The 17666-nt window shown below is 51.9% G+C and carries 13 protein-coding genes; 6 read left to right on the top strand and 7 right to left on the bottom strand.

Features of this window, described 5'->3' with window-relative positions:
• Positions 1 to 46: 46 nt before the first annotated feature.
• Positions 47 to 3298: a transglycosylase domain-containing protein gene (locus AC222A_RS08855; RefSeq protein ID WP_486774865.1), complete on the bottom strand. Its 3252-nt coding sequence runs from the start codon at positions 3296 to 3298 to the stop codon at positions 47 to 49.
• Positions 3299 to 3587: 289 nt separating this feature from the next.
• Between AC222A_RS08855 and pbpG the strand changes: the two genes are divergently transcribed.
• A complete protein-coding gene (pbpG, locus tag AC222A_RS08850; protein WP_372749214.1) occupies positions 3588 to 4493 on the top strand; it encodes a D-alanyl-D-alanine endopeptidase in 906 nt (301 codons plus the stop codon).
• A 12-nt stretch (positions 4494 to 4505) separates the two neighbouring features.
• On the opposite strand, the gene AC222A_RS08845 is transcribed toward pbpG, so the two are convergent.
• Positions 4506 to 6389 (bottom strand): DUF3604 domain-containing protein, encoded by a 1884-nt coding sequence (locus AC222A_RS08845; protein ID WP_486774864.1) that lies wholly within the window; start codon positions 6387 to 6389, stop codon positions 4506 to 4508.
• A gap of 428 nt (positions 6390 to 6817) precedes the next feature.
• On the opposite strand from AC222A_RS08845, the gene AC222A_RS08840 reads away from it, so the two are divergent.
• The 3 genes from AC222A_RS08840 (at position 6818) to AC222A_RS08830 (ending at position 10098) form a co-directional block, all read left to right on the top strand.
• The gene (locus AC222A_RS08840; protein WP_486774863.1) at positions 6818 to 8503 is read left to right on the top strand and encodes an FAD-binding protein; all 1686 of its coding nucleotides are present in this window, start codon (positions 6818 to 6820) and stop codon (positions 8501 to 8503) included.
• A 303-nt stretch (positions 8504 to 8806) separates the two neighbouring features.
• Positions 8807 to 9286 carry a hypothetical protein gene (locus AC222A_RS08835; protein WP_486774862.1) on the top strand — a complete coding sequence of 160 codons (480 nt, stop codon included), beginning with the start codon at positions 8807 to 8809 and terminating at the stop codon, positions 9284 to 9286.
• A gap of 35 nt (positions 9287 to 9321) precedes the next feature.
• Positions 9322 to 10098, top strand: a complete 777-nt coding sequence (locus AC222A_RS08830; protein WP_486774861.1) for an enoyl-CoA hydratase/isomerase family protein — start codon at positions 9322 to 9324, stop codon at positions 10096 to 10098.
• A 187-nt stretch (positions 10099 to 10285) separates the two neighbouring features.
• Here the strand turns inward: AC222A_RS08830 and AC222A_RS08825 are convergent, their stop codons facing one another.
• Positions 10286 to 10828 (bottom strand): aromatic-ring-hydroxylating dioxygenase subunit beta, encoded by a 543-nt coding sequence (locus tag AC222A_RS08825; protein WP_372750071.1) that lies wholly within the window; start codon positions 10826 to 10828, stop codon positions 10286 to 10288.
• Positions 10825 to 12117 (bottom strand): aromatic ring-hydroxylating oxygenase subunit alpha, encoded by a 1293-nt coding sequence (locus AC222A_RS08820; RefSeq protein ID WP_372764750.1) that lies wholly within the window; start codon positions 12115 to 12117, stop codon positions 10825 to 10827. Before AC222A_RS08820 ends, AC222A_RS08825 begins: the two co-directional genes overlap by 4 nt.
• A 170-nt stretch (positions 12118 to 12287) precedes the next feature.
• Between AC222A_RS08820 and AC222A_RS08815 the strand changes: the two genes are divergently transcribed.
• Both AC222A_RS08815 and AC222A_RS08810 read left to right on the top strand, forming a co-directional pair.
• The gene (locus AC222A_RS08815; RefSeq protein WP_372749808.1) at positions 12288 to 12869 is read left to right on the top strand and encodes a TetR/AcrR family transcriptional regulator; all 582 of its coding nucleotides are present in this window, start codon (positions 12288 to 12290) and stop codon (positions 12867 to 12869) included.
• Positions 12870 to 13058: 189 nt separating this feature from the next.
• Entirely contained in the window at positions 13059 to 13427 is a 369-nt protein-coding gene (locus AC222A_RS08810; protein ID WP_486774872.1) for a helix-turn-helix domain-containing protein, read from the top strand.
• A gap of 68 nt (positions 13428 to 13495) precedes the next feature.
• Here AC222A_RS08810 and AC222A_RS08805 read toward each other — a convergent pair whose 3' ends face one another.
• From AC222A_RS08805 to AC222A_RS08795, 3 genes are all read right to left on the bottom strand, one after another.
• A complete protein-coding gene (locus AC222A_RS08805) occupies positions 13496 to 14218 on the bottom strand; it encodes an SDR family NAD(P)-dependent oxidoreductase (protein WP_372749809.1) in 723 nt (240 codons plus the stop codon).
• Between the two features lie 93 nt (positions 14219 to 14311).
• Positions 14312 to 15373 carry an MBL fold metallo-hydrolase gene (locus AC222A_RS08800; RefSeq protein ID WP_372749810.1) on the bottom strand — a complete coding sequence of 354 codons (1062 nt, stop codon included), beginning with the start codon at positions 15371 to 15373 and terminating at the stop codon, positions 14312 to 14314.
• A 40-nt stretch (positions 15374 to 15413) separates the two neighbouring features.
• A partial coding sequence (locus AC222A_RS08795) for a TonB-dependent receptor (RefSeq protein ID WP_486774860.1) occupies positions 15414 to 17666 on the bottom strand: 2253 nt, incomplete at its 5' end.

Genomic DNA, 17666 nt, shown 5'->3' with positions numbered 1-17666 from the left:
GGCGAAACGTTTCGGGAGTTTATCGTACCGACCGACCTAGCGAGTTCTAGCGACCGCTCTCGAATGGCTGTCGTCTGGGTCCTTTTCGGATCGGCTTTCCTGCTGGGATAGCCGCCGGCTCAGTCTCCTGCTGAGCCGAGCTCCTTGCACTCTCTTGGGCGGCGTGCTCGCTCTCTACTAGATTAGTATGCAAACGTTCCTGTTCGACTTGTTCCTGCTCGACTTGTTCCTGTTCGACTCGTTCCGGTTTGACTTGTTCCGGTTCGATCTTTGCCTGTGCTGCCTGCTCAAACTCCGGCTTTTGAAGATACGGTTCAAGAATCGGCGCTAAGCCCTTTAATACCTGAGCCGGCAAAGCTGATGTGAATTTGAAATCCTTTGCTTCACTGCCGGGCACAAAGGCCGTCAGCGTGCCGAAGTGGTTATCACCAATATAGAACACCAGCGTGGCGGTGCGGCTTAGCGCGCGGGATTTATGCTTTACCCCGGCGGACGTTGTCACCAGGCGATTATCACCGGTACCGGTTTTACCGCCTGAGACGCGGGCCGTTCCATCGATATGACGAAATACGCCCTGCAAACGTCGGCCAGTGCCCTTGTTGACTACGTCGGCCAACGCAACTTTTAAAGCATGAGCAACTTCCGGCCGCATTACTTGGGTTGGCGTCGGAGGAACATAGGTCAGGCTCACTTCGTAAGGAGTGTCCTCGGCGAACTGCAGCCTATTGACCCGATAAGTCGGCAAGCGCTTGCCATCATTGAGAATAATACCCATCAGTTCCGCCAGCGCTGCAGGCCGGTCACCTGAACTTCCCAGCGCACTCGCCAACGACGGTACTAATTGATCGAAGGGATAACCCAACTGCTTCCAGCGTCGATGGATTTCTGTAAACGCCTCCAGTTCCAACATGGTACGTACTCGGCTGTCTCGAGCATTCTTGGCCTTGGTACGCATTAGCCAATTATATACTTGCTGCCGTTGTTCCTTGCTTTCGTCCAGCAGGGTCTTAAAGGTTGCCCCCTCATTATTCTCAAGATAACCCAGCAGCCAAAGCTCCAGAGGATGCACCTTGGCCAGATAACCCTGATCTTGCAGGCTATAGGCATCCGCCGAATACTGTTTGTACAGGCGCTCAACTTGCGCATCCGATACGTCGGTCTGCGGCATACGTTCACTCAGAAAGGCTGCCAGATCCGTCGCGCTGCCTTCTGGAAACAGGTATCGATACACGACTGACAAGCGGACCGGCGTCGGCTGAATACCGGCAAGAAAGGTATCCAGGCGTTCCTGGCTAGGCTTACCCTGATACTTTACCCAGAAGCGCCAAAGAAAGACCGAACCTTCCCGGTCGATAAATCGCGTCAGCATTTCTTTGCGACGAGTGTCGCTGTCGTCTTTAAGCACCCGATCTACATCATTCCATTGCAAATAAGTGATGTAATTGGCTATATCGCGAAGCATTCGGACAAAAGGCAGGTTGACTGAATCCTGCAATGCTTCGCGGACCGTGGGCGCCCGCGCATTGTCTTCAGGTTTGAAGTTGCCGAAAGTATGGCGTCCGCCGCCGGTAAAAAATCCTTCCGCCGGACTCGCAGAATAACGCCGCTCAAGAGCGCCCTCCAAAAGCGACGACAAGCTCAGTTCAGGCGTTGCAATCAACTGCTCTAGTACCCAGCGCGACAGTGCGTCGCGGCCGGGATCTCTCATTAACATCAATTGCTCGGTAGCTGCACCGGCAAAGCGCTGATGCAGTTCGGCTATAACCTCCAGATAGGTAGCAAGCACCCGAAGTTTAGCGGTAGAGCCTAATTCCAGTTTACTACCTTCATTTATATCGAAGGGTATATCTGTGTTATCGGTCTGTACGCGCACCCGGTTGCGATCCCCTGAACGCTCAAACAGGGTAAAGCTGTACCGCAGCTCTGTGCTCTGTCCAGGTCGCAGCAGGTATTCCCCAACCAGGCCATTTTGTCGTGCAACCGACTCGTCCCGCAGATTGCGCAAATGCGCGGTAATCTTTTGCTGTAGGTCTTTATCCAGGGTTGTAAAGACATTCAGATCCAAACGATCTAGTGCGTAGAGAGGTATGCCGAGCTGGGATACCAAGCGGTTACGAATTGCGTTCGCCCCTTTGTTGGTCTCGTTGACCTGCGCGGCCGGTGCCATTCGGAAATTCCGAAAGACCAATGGCTGGGCCAGGGCATCTTCCATAAGTTCGAGTCCAATCACACCCTTGCGACCGAGCAATCGCAAGTGGGCATCGGTAAGCTGGTTCAAGTCGTCCCGGTTCTGAAGCAAATAATATGTGGGACGGCGTTGGGCTATCATTAGCGCCATCACCTGACGCAACGCCAAACCTTGCCCCTCAAGCACCTCCGACTCCGGGTCGACAGACATCAGCAGATCATTCGTTCGATCAAAGTCAGCACCAAACCAAACATGCAGTCCGTCTCCCAGACCATTGACCTCGCCAAAGCCGGGAGCCGCCGCGAGTGGTACCGTATTGAGATAATCCAGCACCAATTGGCGTCTGGCGGGATAGGTATCTATTCCCTGCTGATACACTCGAACACTGGCGGACGCTATCTGACGGAGCTTCTCGGAGATCGACGTAGTAAGGCCATCCTCTGAGTGGCGAAACTTTTCAATCTGTGTCGCTAGTGTACTTCCACCGGCAGCGGGTGTATCGACGTTCATCGCGTCACCCACCTTGAATATCGCCGCCTTTAGGAAACGCCCCCAATCGACCACCGGGTTTGCTTGAGTGTGTTTTTCTTTAAGCAAATATCGGTTTTCGATATACAGTAATGACTGTGTCACCGGATTGGGTATTTGTTCGAAGTCATCATAACCACGTCGCGGATATCTATACTGAAACAGGGCTTGCTGTTGCTCATCGATGATTGTCAGACCGGCACGTGATTTTTCGCGGAATGGCGGAAACAACCCGGACTGGGCATAACGCAGTAACGCCGGCGAGAAGACAGCCTGTTCTTCAACCCGCATGCCCCCGCCATCTTGTAACCTCCCAATCATTCGCGGCAAGCGGATGTATCCCAAGCGGTCGTCAAATGGCCCCTCATGGGGATAGAGCACGGCGTCGGTTGGCCCTGGTTCAACTTTATAACTTAAGGTACTGGCAAAGCGTGTCAGCCAGCGGGCTTGTAGCGTGGATGTCTCCGCTTCGTACACGATGGCTATAAGAAGGGCAAAGGGCAGGGCGATTAACAGCAGTGCAATCCACCGAGCCCTAAGCCGTTTGGGAGGGTTAGCTGCTGGATGGCAAGCGGAATTCACAGGGTCTTCGAATTTCCTGTTGCGTTGCTTGGTTTGACCGTAAGGATTTTTTGCCACGAGATAACCGGAATAAAGTTGAAAGTGTGCCCAAGAGGCCTTCGGGGGGTCGCTTAGGCTTCGCCGTGAAGGTCTGGGGATAAGAGGCGCGGTCTGAGCTGACGCTCTCTAGAAAAATATTTTGGCGGAGAGGGCTTTTACCTGCTCTTTCTGGCGCGAAATTATACTAGAATCGCTTTCGCAAAAGTAGCTAGTTGCAGTGTTAAACGCGTCCAGCAGCAGAGTATAACGTGTGAACTCCCGACTCCTTATTATTATAATCAGCCTGGCCCTTGGCTCTGGCATACCCACTACAGTGCTCGCAATTCCAAGTACACCGCCTGCACGTGACCCGTCGCTATTAGAGCTGGCTTCGGTTAAAGCCATGGTTGTAGACACTCAAACCAATGAGGTGATCTACGCTTTCAATCCCGATACGGTCGTAGCCATTGCATCCATTACCAAGCTAATGACAGCGATGATCGTGCTGGATGAGGGCGATCCACTCGACGAAATGATTTCGGTCAAAATTGACCAGACAAGCGAACTCAACAATGTGTTTTCACGCCTACGTATTGGCAGTGTCGCCTCCCGACGCACGCTCTTACTCCTGGCGTTAATGTCATCAGAAAACCGAGCTACCGCGTCGCTAGCCCATCATCACAGCGGCGGATACGCTGCTTTCATCACCAAAATGAACGCTAAAGCGGCGAGCCTGGGCATGAAAAACACGCGCTTTGTCGAACCCACCGGGCTTTCTGAGCGCAATGTCTCCACCGCGCGAGACCTAACCTTGTTGGTACAAGCTGCGGCCCGCTATCCCCTCATTAACCAGCTCAGCACAACGCCGAAAAAAGACATACAATTCAAAAAACCGAGCTACACACTGGCGTTTTACAATACCAACCCGCTGGTACTCAATGAACATTGGAATATTCAGCTTACAAAGACCGGGTTCATTAACGTAGCCGGGCGCTGTTTGGTGATGTTAACCAATATCAATGACCGCCCGCTGGCCGTGGTATTGCTAGATTCTTTTGGAAAACGGTCGCCAGTGGGCGACGCAAGCCGAATTAAGCAATGGCTAGAAACGGGGCGCGGCATGCATGTACCCCCAGCCGCAAAGGCATACCACCAACGAAAGGTGAGTGAGATATAGCCATTATCAGCATTAGTTCGTTGGCGAATACCAAATGGACGAGCTAATCGCACGCTCTTGAATCACGGCTGGCTGCATAGGGGGTATCCCCAGCCTAACCGCATCATACGTTGACCAGCGTGGGGTAGGTATTTCAAGTACCCGGGCGTAATAAAAGGCATTCTGCGTGGGGTCAAATTCCGGGTCCCGCCAAAACCCGGTCAAACTCGAGGCGCCAATGGTGTTTTTGTAGCTTGCCGATGCCAGGTCAACCGTAGAGCCGATTGGCGGAAGTTTGCCAATCGATCCGGTGTCCGCTTTTCTACTCGCAGCGGCAATATCAAAAATCTTTTCGTGGCTACTTCCGTTCTCGTCAACCCAGCCCTTTACGATCTGAATTCTATCCAGGTTTGCTCCCAGCTCGTCCTTCAATGCTGCCACGACAAAAGTGGGTGGAGTTGGGCCGGTATGCGGCGGTAGCAGACTACCCATGGGAACGCCCATTTCGTAAGCCGAAGTGACCCACGACGGGTCATCCAGCAACGACCGCTTGAAATGCCAACCGCCAAACATCCGAAGTTTTATCCGCGGACCCGAGGTTGCGTATGTTTCTCGTCGCCGCAATGCATCAAACAAAGCTTCGCGCGTATTTTCCAACGCCCAAACACCCGCCAAGCCCCCGGATGACCAGCTGGTCACAGGGTTTACGCCATCTGGCAGCAGCAAAGCCTTACCCGTGCGCAACCCCGCACTACCGTCCATCATTGGCAATTTGCCAGTGTAATCATTCTCATCTGCAGGTGAACTCGCGTTGTGACTGTCGCTAGCTCCTATCACACCAATGCGATAGGGGTTAAAGCCCTCCTGGCTAGAAAACACCAAGCCCTTTCGCAACGCGTCCCGCAAGTAACTACCGGTTACCGTTTGCAGTGAGGTTTTTTCGCCCGGCTGCATTTGCGCAACCCCGTATTCGGCAAATTCATCGAGAGGAGACAGCAGCGGATGTGTTTCAGACGCTCCCTTGATCTGCAGGATTTCGCTTACTGGTTCAAAATGTGTACGCAAGTCGGCGTAGTTTTTATTCAGCTTGTTGCCGTTACTGTCTTGGGTGGGATACATGTTCCCACGACTAACATTTGCATTATGCGGTATCGCGATCGCTACGTTACCCTTAGCTTCTTCCTTCTTCAGGAACTCCCAAAGATCCTCAGGGCGGGAACTATCAATAGAGCTGAATGGCAGATCCGACACGTCGCTTCCGCGATAAATCACGTTACGGTGAATATGGGTCGCGATATCACCGACCGAAGCGGACCATTCATACCCTACAAACGTAGTGAAGCGATGAGGTTGGTAGTGGCGCTCAGCCGCATCGATAGTCTCCTGCCAGGCCGAGCGGTTAGTCGCTACATTCAGTTGATCCATCCCGGCCCCAAATCCATTCGATCGAATAGTTAAGGTCGTTTTTAGCCAAGCCCACGTAATACTCAAAGGATTGCCGTCGAGCAATATCTGGCGAAGTGATTTGCGAGACGTTGGCATATCTACCCGTTCAGCCATTGCCTGCCCCAGATACTCAGAGTGATCAGTTACTGCTGCGAAATCCAGAGGCCTGGCGATCTGAATGGGGTATCCCGCCGCGTGCTGCAAAGTGTGGCCTTTAGCAAAACGGTACGCGTCGTCTGGTCGCGACCGCACGCCCATCACGTATGCATCGGTGGATAATCCGGTATGAATATGCAAGTCGCCAAAATAGAGATTACGATCTGAATTTTGCTGTGTTTGAGGAAGCTCTACCTCGGCGAGTTGCGCGGGCTCTCGATATTCGGGAAATAAACTGGGGTCATCTACCGCGCCACAAGCCGCCAGGCTGGCGAGTAGAAAAATAAAGATAAAGCAGCGGTGACATTTTCTCATATGAAGCTCTCTTAGAATTATTAGGCCCAGCACCGCATGGTACAAAGTCTGATCTACTCGATCACAGGCCGGGCTTTACCACAGCCAAGCAATTATGACGCTCGGAGGCTAGCGGCGCCTATACCGTATTTAGTGAAGTATAGAAAAGACCGACTGAAATCGGCATTACATCGTCGTTAAAACCGTGAGGATCTTGCCAATCGAAGGCATTCCAACATTGTATACCAAATATTAATCTTTCCAGCGTAGGCTGAAGCACTGTAAACCCCATATGAACTTGTGCCAGCACTATGCCCGTGGTAAAACTAGTAACATTTCACGGGAAATGTTTTTCGCAGCCAGCCGCCCTGAGCGCCAATGTGCTATTGCAGCGTTGTGGACGACAGCCAATCCCGAAATGCAGGTTCTTCACCATTATCGGACATCACATGACAGAAAAAATGATTGAATCCGTCGATCTTCTCGTTATTGGCTCTGGCGCAGGAGCCATGACAGCCGCGTTGCGTGCCGCCCATGCAGGTCTTAGTGTCTTGATTGTGGAAAAGTCGAGTAAATACGGCGGCACCTCCGCTACCTCTGGCGGAGGGTTGTGGATTCCCTGCAACCACCTGATGTCTTCGGTCGGAATTGATGACTCTCGCGAAAAGGCGCTCACTTACCTGCGAGAACTATGTGGGAATGACGTCACACCCGAGAACATTGAGGCCTTCATCGACAACGCACCAAAGATGCTGCAGTGGCTAGAAAAGAACAGCCACGTGCGCTACATGGCGATGGAGCACTACGCCGATTACTACCAGGAACTAGAGGGCGCGGCCCCTGGCGGCCGCTCGATCGACCCGCTTCCATATAGTGCAAAAGCGCTCGGCGACGATTTCCTGAACCTACAAGATAATCATGTACAGACGAAAGTCATGGGCATGATGGGCTACACCAATATCGAAGGTGCAATATTGCTTAGTAAGTCACCGGGTTGGTTCAAATTGGTACTGAAGCTTGCCTTTGAATACTTTGCCGATATACCGGGGCGACTCAAATCCCGTAAATCGCGACGCCTCACCATGGGAAATGCCTTGATAGGGCGCCTGCGTCGCTCGTTGATGGATAAAAATGTTCCGCTTTGGCTCAATAGCCCAGCCAAAAAAATACTGGTTGAAAACGGCAAAGTAAGTGGAGCACTCATAGAACGCAATAACCAGCTGGTCAAGGTAAACGCCAAGGCCACAATATTGGGTAGCGGCGGTTTTGAACACAACCAGGCACTGCGCGAGAAATATCTGCCAAAACCCACGAACGCCAACTGGTCATCTGCCAGCCCGGCCAATACCGGGGATATGCTGCTCGCCGGACTGGAAATCGGTGCGGCGACTCACCTGATGGACGAAGCCTGGTGGGGGCCTAGCATCACACTGCCGGGCGAAGACCGTTCCCGCCAGCTATTTACCGAGCGCTCCATGCCGGGCAGCATTATGGTAAACCGGGCAGGGAAGCGTTTTTTCAACGAATCCGTAGCCTACACAACAGCCGTGCAGGCGATGCAGAAAGAGGGGAATACTCCGGCTTACGTCATTTTCGACAGCCGCTATAAACGCGAGTACCCCTTTGGCCCCCTGTTGCCAGACACCATGCATCTGAACTGGATGCAACCACCGCGGTTTAAACAGATATTAACCAAAGCTCGCGATATCGAAGAGCTGGCTAGCACCATTGGAATTGACAAGTCCGGCTTGCGAAAGACAGTCGATCGCTTTAATCAGTTTGCCGCCAATGGCAAAGACGAAGACTTTCATCGAGGCGAAAATGCCTACGACTTACTCTACGGCGATGTTCGTATCTCACCAAACCCATGCCTGGCTCCAATAGAGGAAGGCCCGTTCTACGCAATGGAAGTCTATCCGGGCGATATAGGCACGAAAGGGGGCTTATTGACTAATGATAAGGCTCAAGTATTGAATACCGAAGCTGCCCCTATCACCGGGCTCTACGCTATTGGCAATACCGCAGCCTCTGTGACCGGCCGCTACTATCCTGGCGCGGGCGCGACCCTTGGGCCAGCTATGACCTTCGGTTTTGTAGCCGCTGAACACGCAGCCAGTGAAATGAGCGAGTCGTAACGATTAACACCATCCGATTACGGCATTCGATTCTGGACAATCAGCGAATTGCTGCTCAGAACCAGCCTGCGTCGAAATCGTTGTTATTCGACTCTCGTTTGATACTATCTAAATAGCAACAATACATAAAAAACACAGACCTTCAAACACAAGGCTATAGCCAGACCACAATTCCCCTCAAAAAAATGGGTTGAGAAGCCTTATAGGAGTCCGGATTAGGAAACGCTCGGCAGCCTGATCAAGGGCTCTTCAGACGATGTTTCGGTGTATACTATTATTTTGCCTAAAGAGGCTTGCTAAACCGTGGCTTTGTATAACCTTCGCGTCAATGAACTCCGCTTGTTTGCCAGACACACAGGCTGCATCAACTGGCAATCTTTGCTACGAAAACGAGCGTTGTGCGTTGTTTTATTTCTATGGACTCCGCTGGCTTTCGGTGAGGATATTTCCGGCGTCTGGAAATCGGCTGAGGCTCCGGTTTGGGTGGAAATATCGCTTGCAGAGGGCAGGGCCATCGTCGTTCGTAATGATAAACATCCGGAACGCGTAGGACGAACCCTTCTAAGAAACCTTAAAAGGGCTAATGCAGCTAAGTTGTCCTGGCAGGGACAGCTTTATGTTGAGATGAAGGGTGACTTTATTGATGTCGACGTGTCGTTACCCGAAGTCGGTCGCATGGTTACGACAGGAAAACTGGGCTTTTTCAGCAAGAGCATGGCTTGGCAGCGAGCTGACAAGTCAGCGATAACGGCCAATAAACCGAATGAGGGCGCTTCGCCGTAACATAACACCTGATCGTTGAGACTGGATACCATACGATGAATCAAAGTTACGCACCTAAAACTGAACACTTGCTCAGTACGATCGGTGATGGGGTGCTGACGATTTCGTTTAATCGCCCTGAGGCGATGAATGCTTTACGTCCGGAAATGCTCAGCGGTCTCGCTGAACTGGTCGGACAAGCCAGTGAAGACCAATCGGTATCGGTTATCGTGCTGCAGGGAACAGGTCGCGCATTTTCTGCAGGCGTAGACCTCAAAGTGTTACAGGATATTGAACCCGCTTACGGCCGTATCGGTGATCTCTTTGACAGGCCGGCAAAACAAGCCTATGCGGCTATCCGCAACTGCAATGTGCCTGTTATCGCCAAAGTCCATGGAGCGTGCTTTACTGGAGCGCTGGAATTGGCCTTACATTGTGACTTCATCTATACAACCGATACCACAAAATTCGGCGATACCCATGTGCGATTTGGATTGCGCCCAACCTGGGGTATGTCACAAACGCTTTCTCAGGCTATTGGCATTCGTAAAGCGAAAGAGCTTTCCTATACCGCGCGCGTGGTAAAAGGTCAGGAAGCCGAGCAACTTGGCATTGCCAATAAGTGTGTAGCGGGATACGAAGAGCTGGATGCGTTGGTAGCACAGCGGGCGGCGGAGATTGCCGGTAATTCGCGCGCAGCTGTTGCGGCCATGAAGGATTTGTATCGTATTGCTCAGCAAAGTCACCCGATTGAAGACGCACTCGAAAAAGAGCTGGCGATCGAGTACACCGATATTCTTGATACCACAGCGCGGTTAGCAGAATTTCGATAGCTGAGCACCGAGTCGAGACCGGCCGAGCACGTTTATCTTCGCCTTCTCCGTATATAGTCGTTAAGGTGTGTTCGACTACACACGTGAGTGGCTGTCTTTCAGAGTCACAATATACTCCGCTCGAACACATAACTCCGGTAATTCGCTGCGAAGCGCGAGTTATCAGCGCGACCCCGTGTGGGCATACTTAGAGCAACAGGCCCAGCGTAGGCACATTCACATCCGCCAGATCCATAACGACTTCGCGTTTCAGAATCTGATAGCCGTCGCCGGCTGTTAGCAGAACATCGCGCCGCTGGCCGGCGTAAAAGAAATCGCGCATGCCGGGGCGGGCATAAAAAAGATGAAAATTGCTTAGCACCGATAGCTGGTCATCATTCTCTTCGATGATCTCTACATTGCCAATAATCCGGCGAGTTCGCGCCGGCGGATTCTCCGCCCAGGAATTCATCTTGTAACTACGATCCACCCTCAGCCACAATACCGCGTAGTTTTCGTCTCGAAATGGCAAACCATCAGAATCGACACTTTCAAGCTCGCGATCAACGCTAATCATCGCCTCATTACCGCGCTCACGGTTATCGACCATAGGGTTAGAGCGCCCTGGCATGCTGTAGCTTATTTCAGGATGAACAAGTGCCAGCCATTGCTGATACTCCCGACCATCGAGTAAACGAGCCTCACGGTAATAAAACTGCTCAACGCTATGCTGCAATTCAGGCGTCGTCATTGCGATTGCTCCGTCCCCAATAGATCTTCACGCCAGCGTTGAAAGAAAGCGCGCGCATAGTACTCGTTGGCGCCAGTAGTCACCGTGCCCGGTAAATCCGGGTGAGTAGTTTCCTCGCCCAGCCCCAGTCCGTAATAGAACTTACGATCATCTGCAAAATCAATATTTGCGCCAATATTCTGCTGCATCCAGGCTTCAGAATCTTCCTGTTCAAGCACTCCTCCGGGACCGAAGAAAGAGGCGTGATTGTTTCTCAAGTATTTCTTTAGGTGCTCAGGGGCATCTGCGGGCACGACCGACCAAGACCAGTATTCCACTTTGTTGGGGCCACGAGGATGCGACACTTTGAAGCCGGCGTTTGACCAAAGGAAAGAAAGATTGGGGTAGACCCCATAGGTCAAACCTTTCATCTGAGCACGTATCGGCCCAACTCGTTCCTTTGCCTGAGCCTGCACACTACGGAGGTATTCTTTGAGTTCTTCGCTGCCTAGCTGACCCACCGTAGTCTCAAAACCCCACGCAAGTTTGTCGACCGGCGTATCCTCAGGCATTAGGCGAAACGACGCCCCGTGTCCCTTGATAGGTATCGCATTGAATGCATGGTTGTCGATTTCGACACCCGCTTCCGTATCTGACCCTATCAGCGAAGCATGCAGGTAGGGGCCGTGATAAACATCGCCCAACTGATTTTCAACTGGCAGTTTCCAATTGGCATCCAACACCCAGCGCTGAGGTGAACCTATGAACTCGATGCCGCCGGGAAAACGATCTATCCAGGCTCCCAAATAGAACTTCATGTCACCTAGGTAATCTTCAAGCGGCTCAATCTCCGGATTAAACGAGCCGAACACTAGCCCCCGCCAACTTTCAACTCTAGGCACTTTTTTCAGCCCGAGTTTGGACTTGTCAGGACTACATTTAACCTTTCGCTCTTGCGGAATTACGGCAAGCTCACCGCTCACCGTATAAGACCAATTGTGGTAAGGGCATACGAACCGCTTGGTGTTGCCGTGATCACTGCGACAGACCGGAAGACCCCGGTGGGTACAGCTGTTTACGGATGCGTGAATCGCGCCATCCTCACCCCGGGCGAGAATGATTGGTGTCTCGCACATATAGGCCTGAACAAAATCACCGGCCTTCTTGATTTGAGATTCGTGCCCCAAGAATAGCCACGATTTACCAAAAATAGCCCGCTTTTCAAGCTCGTAAACGGCTGAATCACTCCAAACACGGCGACTGATAAGAGAAGCATCGTCGCTTACCAGCTCTTTTATGTCTATTGTCATGCCCTTCTCCTGTAGCGCCATAAAATTATCACTGATTAATATTTATGGCAACAATACGGTGTAAGGTGAGATAATTCGGGAATACAATATGCTTTTTATGAATACCTCCTAATTTTATGACCCAGAAGACAGACAGAATTCACAGATTGACCAAAGGCGAACGCACGCGATTGAAACTCTTGGATGCTGCGGAGAAGTTATTTGCCAGCAAGGGCTATAGCAATACCAGCCTGAGGGATATCGCCGCCAATGCCGGCATCCAAGAACCCGGCATTTACAACCACTTTAAGGGAAAGGACGCTTTATATAGCGAAGTTCTAGACAGGGCACTTCAGCCGCTTGCCGATGCCATTGAAGCGACAATCGTGAATGGCGCTCCGGAGAAAGATTTGGTGACACTACCAGCAACGCTGACTGACTTGCTCGCTGAGCACCCGGCTATGCCAGCCTTGTTTCACCAAGCTCTAATCGGGAGCCCAGATGACACAGGGCATACCGTTATCACACATTGGTTAGCGAAGCTCTTTGCCCACGGTGAGAATATGTGGGCGCAAATCAGCCCTGAGAATCGTGTCGACAAGCAACGCATCACTCTGAGGATGATACTCATGTTCAACGCAGTAACAGGCTATTTTCTATCGCAGAAACTTTTGAATGGGGCTGGCGCGGGAGATATGCTGTCACCGGAAAACCTTGCGGAACAAAAAAGACTCCTTGCCAAAGTTATGCAATTGTTTATTTTGGAACTTTAAGTAGAGTGAGAGAGCTCGGTCAGGCAGCCTAAAAACCGACCTTCGGCGCTGCTACATCTTTGCTATTAATTGCAGCTTTAAACCACCTCGTAGTCACCATACTGTTCGTGTTCCGATTAATACTTTTAAGCGCCAGCCCAATCTAATCAAACGACCAACTCTGGGGCGTACAGAACCTTTGCAAATGCAATAACACTATCAGATCTTCGGATTCTACACGTCCGACAGCTATCACTGCCGGCGCATAATCGTGGGAAAGGTCAATCGCCAATCTATTTCCCTATATATTACTGGCCAGATGTTAAATCTGCCCCCAAACTTCCAAATGGTTTTTACGCTCCAGATACCCTTAAGCACAGGCGGGAAAGCGAGCCTCCCAACTTTAGAATAATCTGCGATGACGTGAGAAACCTATTGGCTAAGAAATACCTAGCAGATACCGAGCTTTCAGCTGAGGACATTGCCCATTGGCTTGGCTATACCGAAATGACAAATTTCCGCCGGGCCTTTATCCGTTGGAGTAAAATCACACCTGTCAATTTTCGCGAGACGAAGTAACCCCACTCAACAGTCGCTAGATAAGAAACGGCATCAGTTTGGGTGCGATCTCAGAGGCTACTTTAGTCTTACCAAACTTCCTTGTAAGGCCTCACATCAAGTTCAAATGACCAGGCATTGCGCGGCTGAGCGTGTAGCAACCAATACAGTTCGGCTATAGCGTCGGGATCGAGCGAGCCGTCTTCACCAAGTCGGTCAAGATACTCCGGTAGGGCTGAGCGTAAACGCTCGCCGTTAATGGCGCCGTCCACAACGACATGTGCCACGTGAACTCCCTTTGGACCATAGTCCTTTGCCAGCGCCTGAGCCATTGACCTTAAGCCTGCCTTAGCTGCTGCGAAATGTGCAAAACCAGGCCTACCACGCAATGAGGCGGATGCGCCAGTGAACAACAAGGACCCGCCATGTTTTTTGAGCCGAGGCAGCGCTTCTTTGGCGGTTAAAAACCCTGAATAGGTACAGACCCGCCAGAATTTTTCAAACTGCTCTGCCTTTAGATCCGCAAAAGAAATATGAGCATTATTTCCAACATTGAATATAACAGCACTTAGTTGTCCATATTGCTCACAGCTATTTAACGCGTGGTGGATTTGCTGGCTGTCTGTTGCATCACAAACCGCAATCGACGCCACACCACCTTGTGCTTCGATTTCTTGTTTAACAGCGTTCAGATTGTCAGCGGTTCTGCCGGCCACGCAAACGTGAAGGTTTTCGCGGGCGAATCTTCGGGCTATCGCAGCGCCTAGACCATTGCTCGCGCCCACACCGAGAATAAATGCAACCTTGTTCATAGCGGTATCCTTCCATAAAAACCGTTACCACGATTTACCATCTCGGCGTGTTAATCATGGGCATGAGGGCTTACTCCAAAAAGCCCCCAGCCGTCAGAGGTCTTCGCTCGTTTTAATAATCTCATCGGATCCAGCCGGAAGACTAAAGGCGACGCCATCTTCGCCAATCGTGTAGTTCTTAAAAATCTTGTCAGCACCATTAAGGTACAGGGCTTTCTGTCCGGGAATGACCATAGGTGGAACGATATGGTAGTAGAGGAGGTGACCGACTCCGGCATCGCGCGCTGTTTCGGCAGCCTCAACGGGGCTGGCGTGATAATCCAGAATATCGTGAGTGACCTTTGCCATCACAGTATTACCTGTTTCCTTGGCGACCTTGTTCATCAGGCCGACCAGGTTGGGGGATAGCGCCTCATGTACGAGCAGGTCAACCCCCTTGGCGAAACGGGCGATATTTTCAGATTTTATAGTGTCACCGGTTATCAGTAGTGAGCGGTCCTTGTAGGTAAAACGATAGCCTACAGCCGGCTCGACTGGCGCATGTTCCACGGCTAATACCTCGATTTTCAGATCAGGTGTCTGAACGAGTGTGGTCAGGATGCCGTCATCCGGTTTTTGAAAGGGGCGAGCCTCCAGGCCAGCGCCGCTGACAGGTGCAACGGTGTCGCCATGATGTTCGTGGCGGTAAATGAAGTCGTATTGATAGGCCTGATTGAAGCCGGCGACCACATTCTCTACGCCCTGGGGACCATAAACGGGGAGTGGACTGGTATTAGCGCGACTGGCCCAGCGCAGGGTTGCCATCTCACCCAGACCATCGATATGGTCCGAGTGAAAATGGGTAAGAAAAACTGCCTCAATATCGCCGATGTTGTAGCCCATCCGGCCTATATTGCGGGTGCCATCAGTTCCCGCGTCAACCACAAACATTTGCTGGCCAGCAATAACCAGTACACAGGGGCCGGAAGCATTAGGCGCAGGCATCGGGCCACCGGCACCGCACAGGGCCAGATGCAAGCCGTCGTCCAGCTCCTTGAGGCGCTCAGCCGACATACGCGCCTCAATGCCTTTCTCCATAAGCTTGCTGGTGATTCCCGCAGGCATGCAAGCGGCGACACTCGCCGCAAAAATGAGTGTTATCAGTTTTTTAGCCATATATAGCGGTTCCCTACGATTATTGGTTTCTTAAGGGGAATCAGTTTTCACCGAAAGCATACCGCACATCAATGGTATAAGTCGGCTCGTCGTGCTCTGCCAGCGCCACATAGTTACCGGCGTTACGCGGGCTATCCAGAAAGATGGTTCGCGATTGCTCGCCAGTCAAATTTTTCGCGTTGAATACCACGCTCCAGCCGCCATCCAACTGTTTCAGGCCTAGCCGCAGATTCACTTTGGTGGTCGCTTCCTGAAAGGTTTCTTCATCCAGGTCGATATCGAGGTAGTGCTCACCTTGGTGAAGAATATCCAGTCCGACCAACATGCCCCACTGATCACTAATCGGAAACTTGAGTGAGGGATAGAGGCTGGCGGAGACTTTTGGTGCGAAGGGTACTTCCCGGCCACTCAGATCTTGCCGTGGAATCTCGGTGCCGCACTGGGGCGGGTTATCAGCTGTTGTTTGTGTCGCCGTGCCGGGGGCGCAGGGATAGCTGTCGTAGGCCGTGTCAGACACACCGAGGCTGCCGGCAATAGTCAATGCCTGCCAGTCGGGCAACCACTGAAAATCCAGCTCGAAGCCTTTACCGGTTGCCTCAGCGGCATTAACCGTGGTGAATTGAACACCGTTAAAAGCCTGCACCTGAAGGTCTTCATAATCTACATGATAAGCGGTCAGGTTAAGTTGCAGCGTTTTGTTCAGCAGAAAACTCTTGATGCCGATTTCCTTGGAGACGGCGGTTTCCTTGGTATAGGTGGTATCGATCGGTGAAATCAAGGGGCCACTAACACCGCCGCCTTTTGTGCCTTTGCTGGCAACGGCAAACAGTCGTACGTCATCCCAAATCTCCCAGGAAAACGCCAGCTTGGGTGACAGATCGTACTCTTTGGCGGTGTAGGATTCGAAAAAGTCTTGCTGCCCCCCAATCTGCTTCGCCACAACTTGGCTGTCAGATTGTGAGCCGGTGAAACCTTCCTTGTCTTCCTCGCCGTAACGTGCCCCCAGTGTCAGATCCATTCGGTCTGACAGATACCAGGTGAATTGAGCGAATACTGATTGGGAGGTGTTCTCCAGCGCTGAAATGTTGCGGGTAATCGCTTTGTCTTGATTGGGATTGCCACTCGCGGCGCGATCAGCCGCAATTAACGTGGGAACGAGCACCGGAGCGCTTGCTGCCGGAAGTCCGCCTTGTCCGGCGCGCAGCACCTCGTCCAGGCCGTCGTAGTAGATAACGCTTAGCTGCGTCGCGGCTGCATCTGATTGATAGGCAAATAGTCCCGTGGCGAAGTCGATGCCGTTACCCCAGCCAAAGGGAGCCGCCAGGTCACCGGTAAACCGCAGCTCCAGCGATTTCTGGTCGAACCCCTCGGGGCCGTCTGTTCCGAGTTCGGAAAAGTCGACTGGACTGAAATCGGAATCCAGCAGGAAGGGCGAGCGGATTTTCGCGGTGTTGGCTATTAAGGCTACTTCCAGGGTCGGTATCGGTCCGACATTTTCGAAGAAGGCGGTCGCATTGAGCGTGAGCGACTCAGAATGTCTTTCATTGAATTCATCGACGCTGATCGACGATTTTCCATCGTATACATCGTCTTCAAATCTCGGATCGGCTTCTCGATAGACTTCGGCTGCTCGCGGTGTTGCCTTTTGGTACTGAAGACCATAGCCGTTGAGTTCTGAGTCGGTTTGAAAGTAATCCAGGCCCAGTGCAAGCCAGTCGCTGGCTTCCCATGCCAGTCTCAGACGAAAGGATTCGTCTTCCTGTTTGAGGTCTTTGTCTAATGTGGTGTTGTAGTTACCGGTCTCACGCTCGCGTTTGCGAAAAGACAATCGTGCGCCCACGTTGTCTGACAGTACCGGAAATGACAAGCCACCTTCGATGCGTTTTTCATCAAGAGAGCCCGCTGCTACATTTAAGTATCCCCGGAGTTCAGTGTCAGGAGCACGTGTCGTGAAATTCAGTACGCCTGAAACGGTGTTCTTGCCAAACAAAGTGCCTTGCGGGCCACGCAAAACTTCAACCCGCTCCATGTCAAAGGCGCCATCGTTGGTAAAGGTCGCTCGTCCGTAATAGACATCATTAATAACAACACCCACCGAGGGCTCGATATTTCTCGCCAGCGGGGGCGTGCCGAAACCGCGAATACTTAATACTGGGTTCGAGTTGTTTGAGTTGAATTTCACATTGGGGGTGTACTGCACCATATCCTGCGCATCAACCAGTGCGGCTTCGCTGGCCATTTCGCCGCCAACAACCGATACCGAAGCAGGCACGTCGATAAGGCCTTGTTCGCG

It is taken from the genome of Litorivivens sp., assembly GCF_057445395.1.
The sequence above is the reverse complement of the archived record's forward strand: the minus strand, read 5'-3'. Positions and strand labels throughout refer to the sequence as shown.

Coding starts and splice junctions, on each gene's coding strand:
- AC222A_RS08845 (WP_486774864.1), bottom strand. CDS start 6,389: ATGAGAAAATGTCACCGCTGCTTTATCTTTATTTTTCTACTCGCCAGC.
- AC222A_RS08840 (WP_486774863.1), top strand. CDS start 6,818: ATGACAGAAAAAATGATTGAATCCGTCGATCTTCTCGTTATTGGCTCT.
- AC222A_RS08830 (WP_486774861.1), top strand. CDS start 9,322: ATGAATCAAAGTTACGCACCTAAAACTGAACACTTGCTCAGTACGATC.
- AC222A_RS08825 (WP_372750071.1), bottom strand. CDS start 10,828: ATGACGACGCCTGAATTGCAGCATAGCGTTGAGCAGTTTTATTACCGT.
- AC222A_RS08820 (WP_372764750.1), bottom strand. CDS start 12,117: ATGACAATAGACATAAAAGAGCTGGTAAGCGACGATGCTTCTCTTATC.
- AC222A_RS08805 (WP_372749809.1), bottom strand. CDS start 14,218: ATGAACAAGGTTGCATTTATTCTCGGTGTGGGCGCGAGCAATGGTCTA.
- AC222A_RS08800 (WP_372749810.1), bottom strand. CDS start 15,373: ATGGCTAAAAAACTGATAACACTCATTTTTGCGGCGAGTGTCGCCGCT.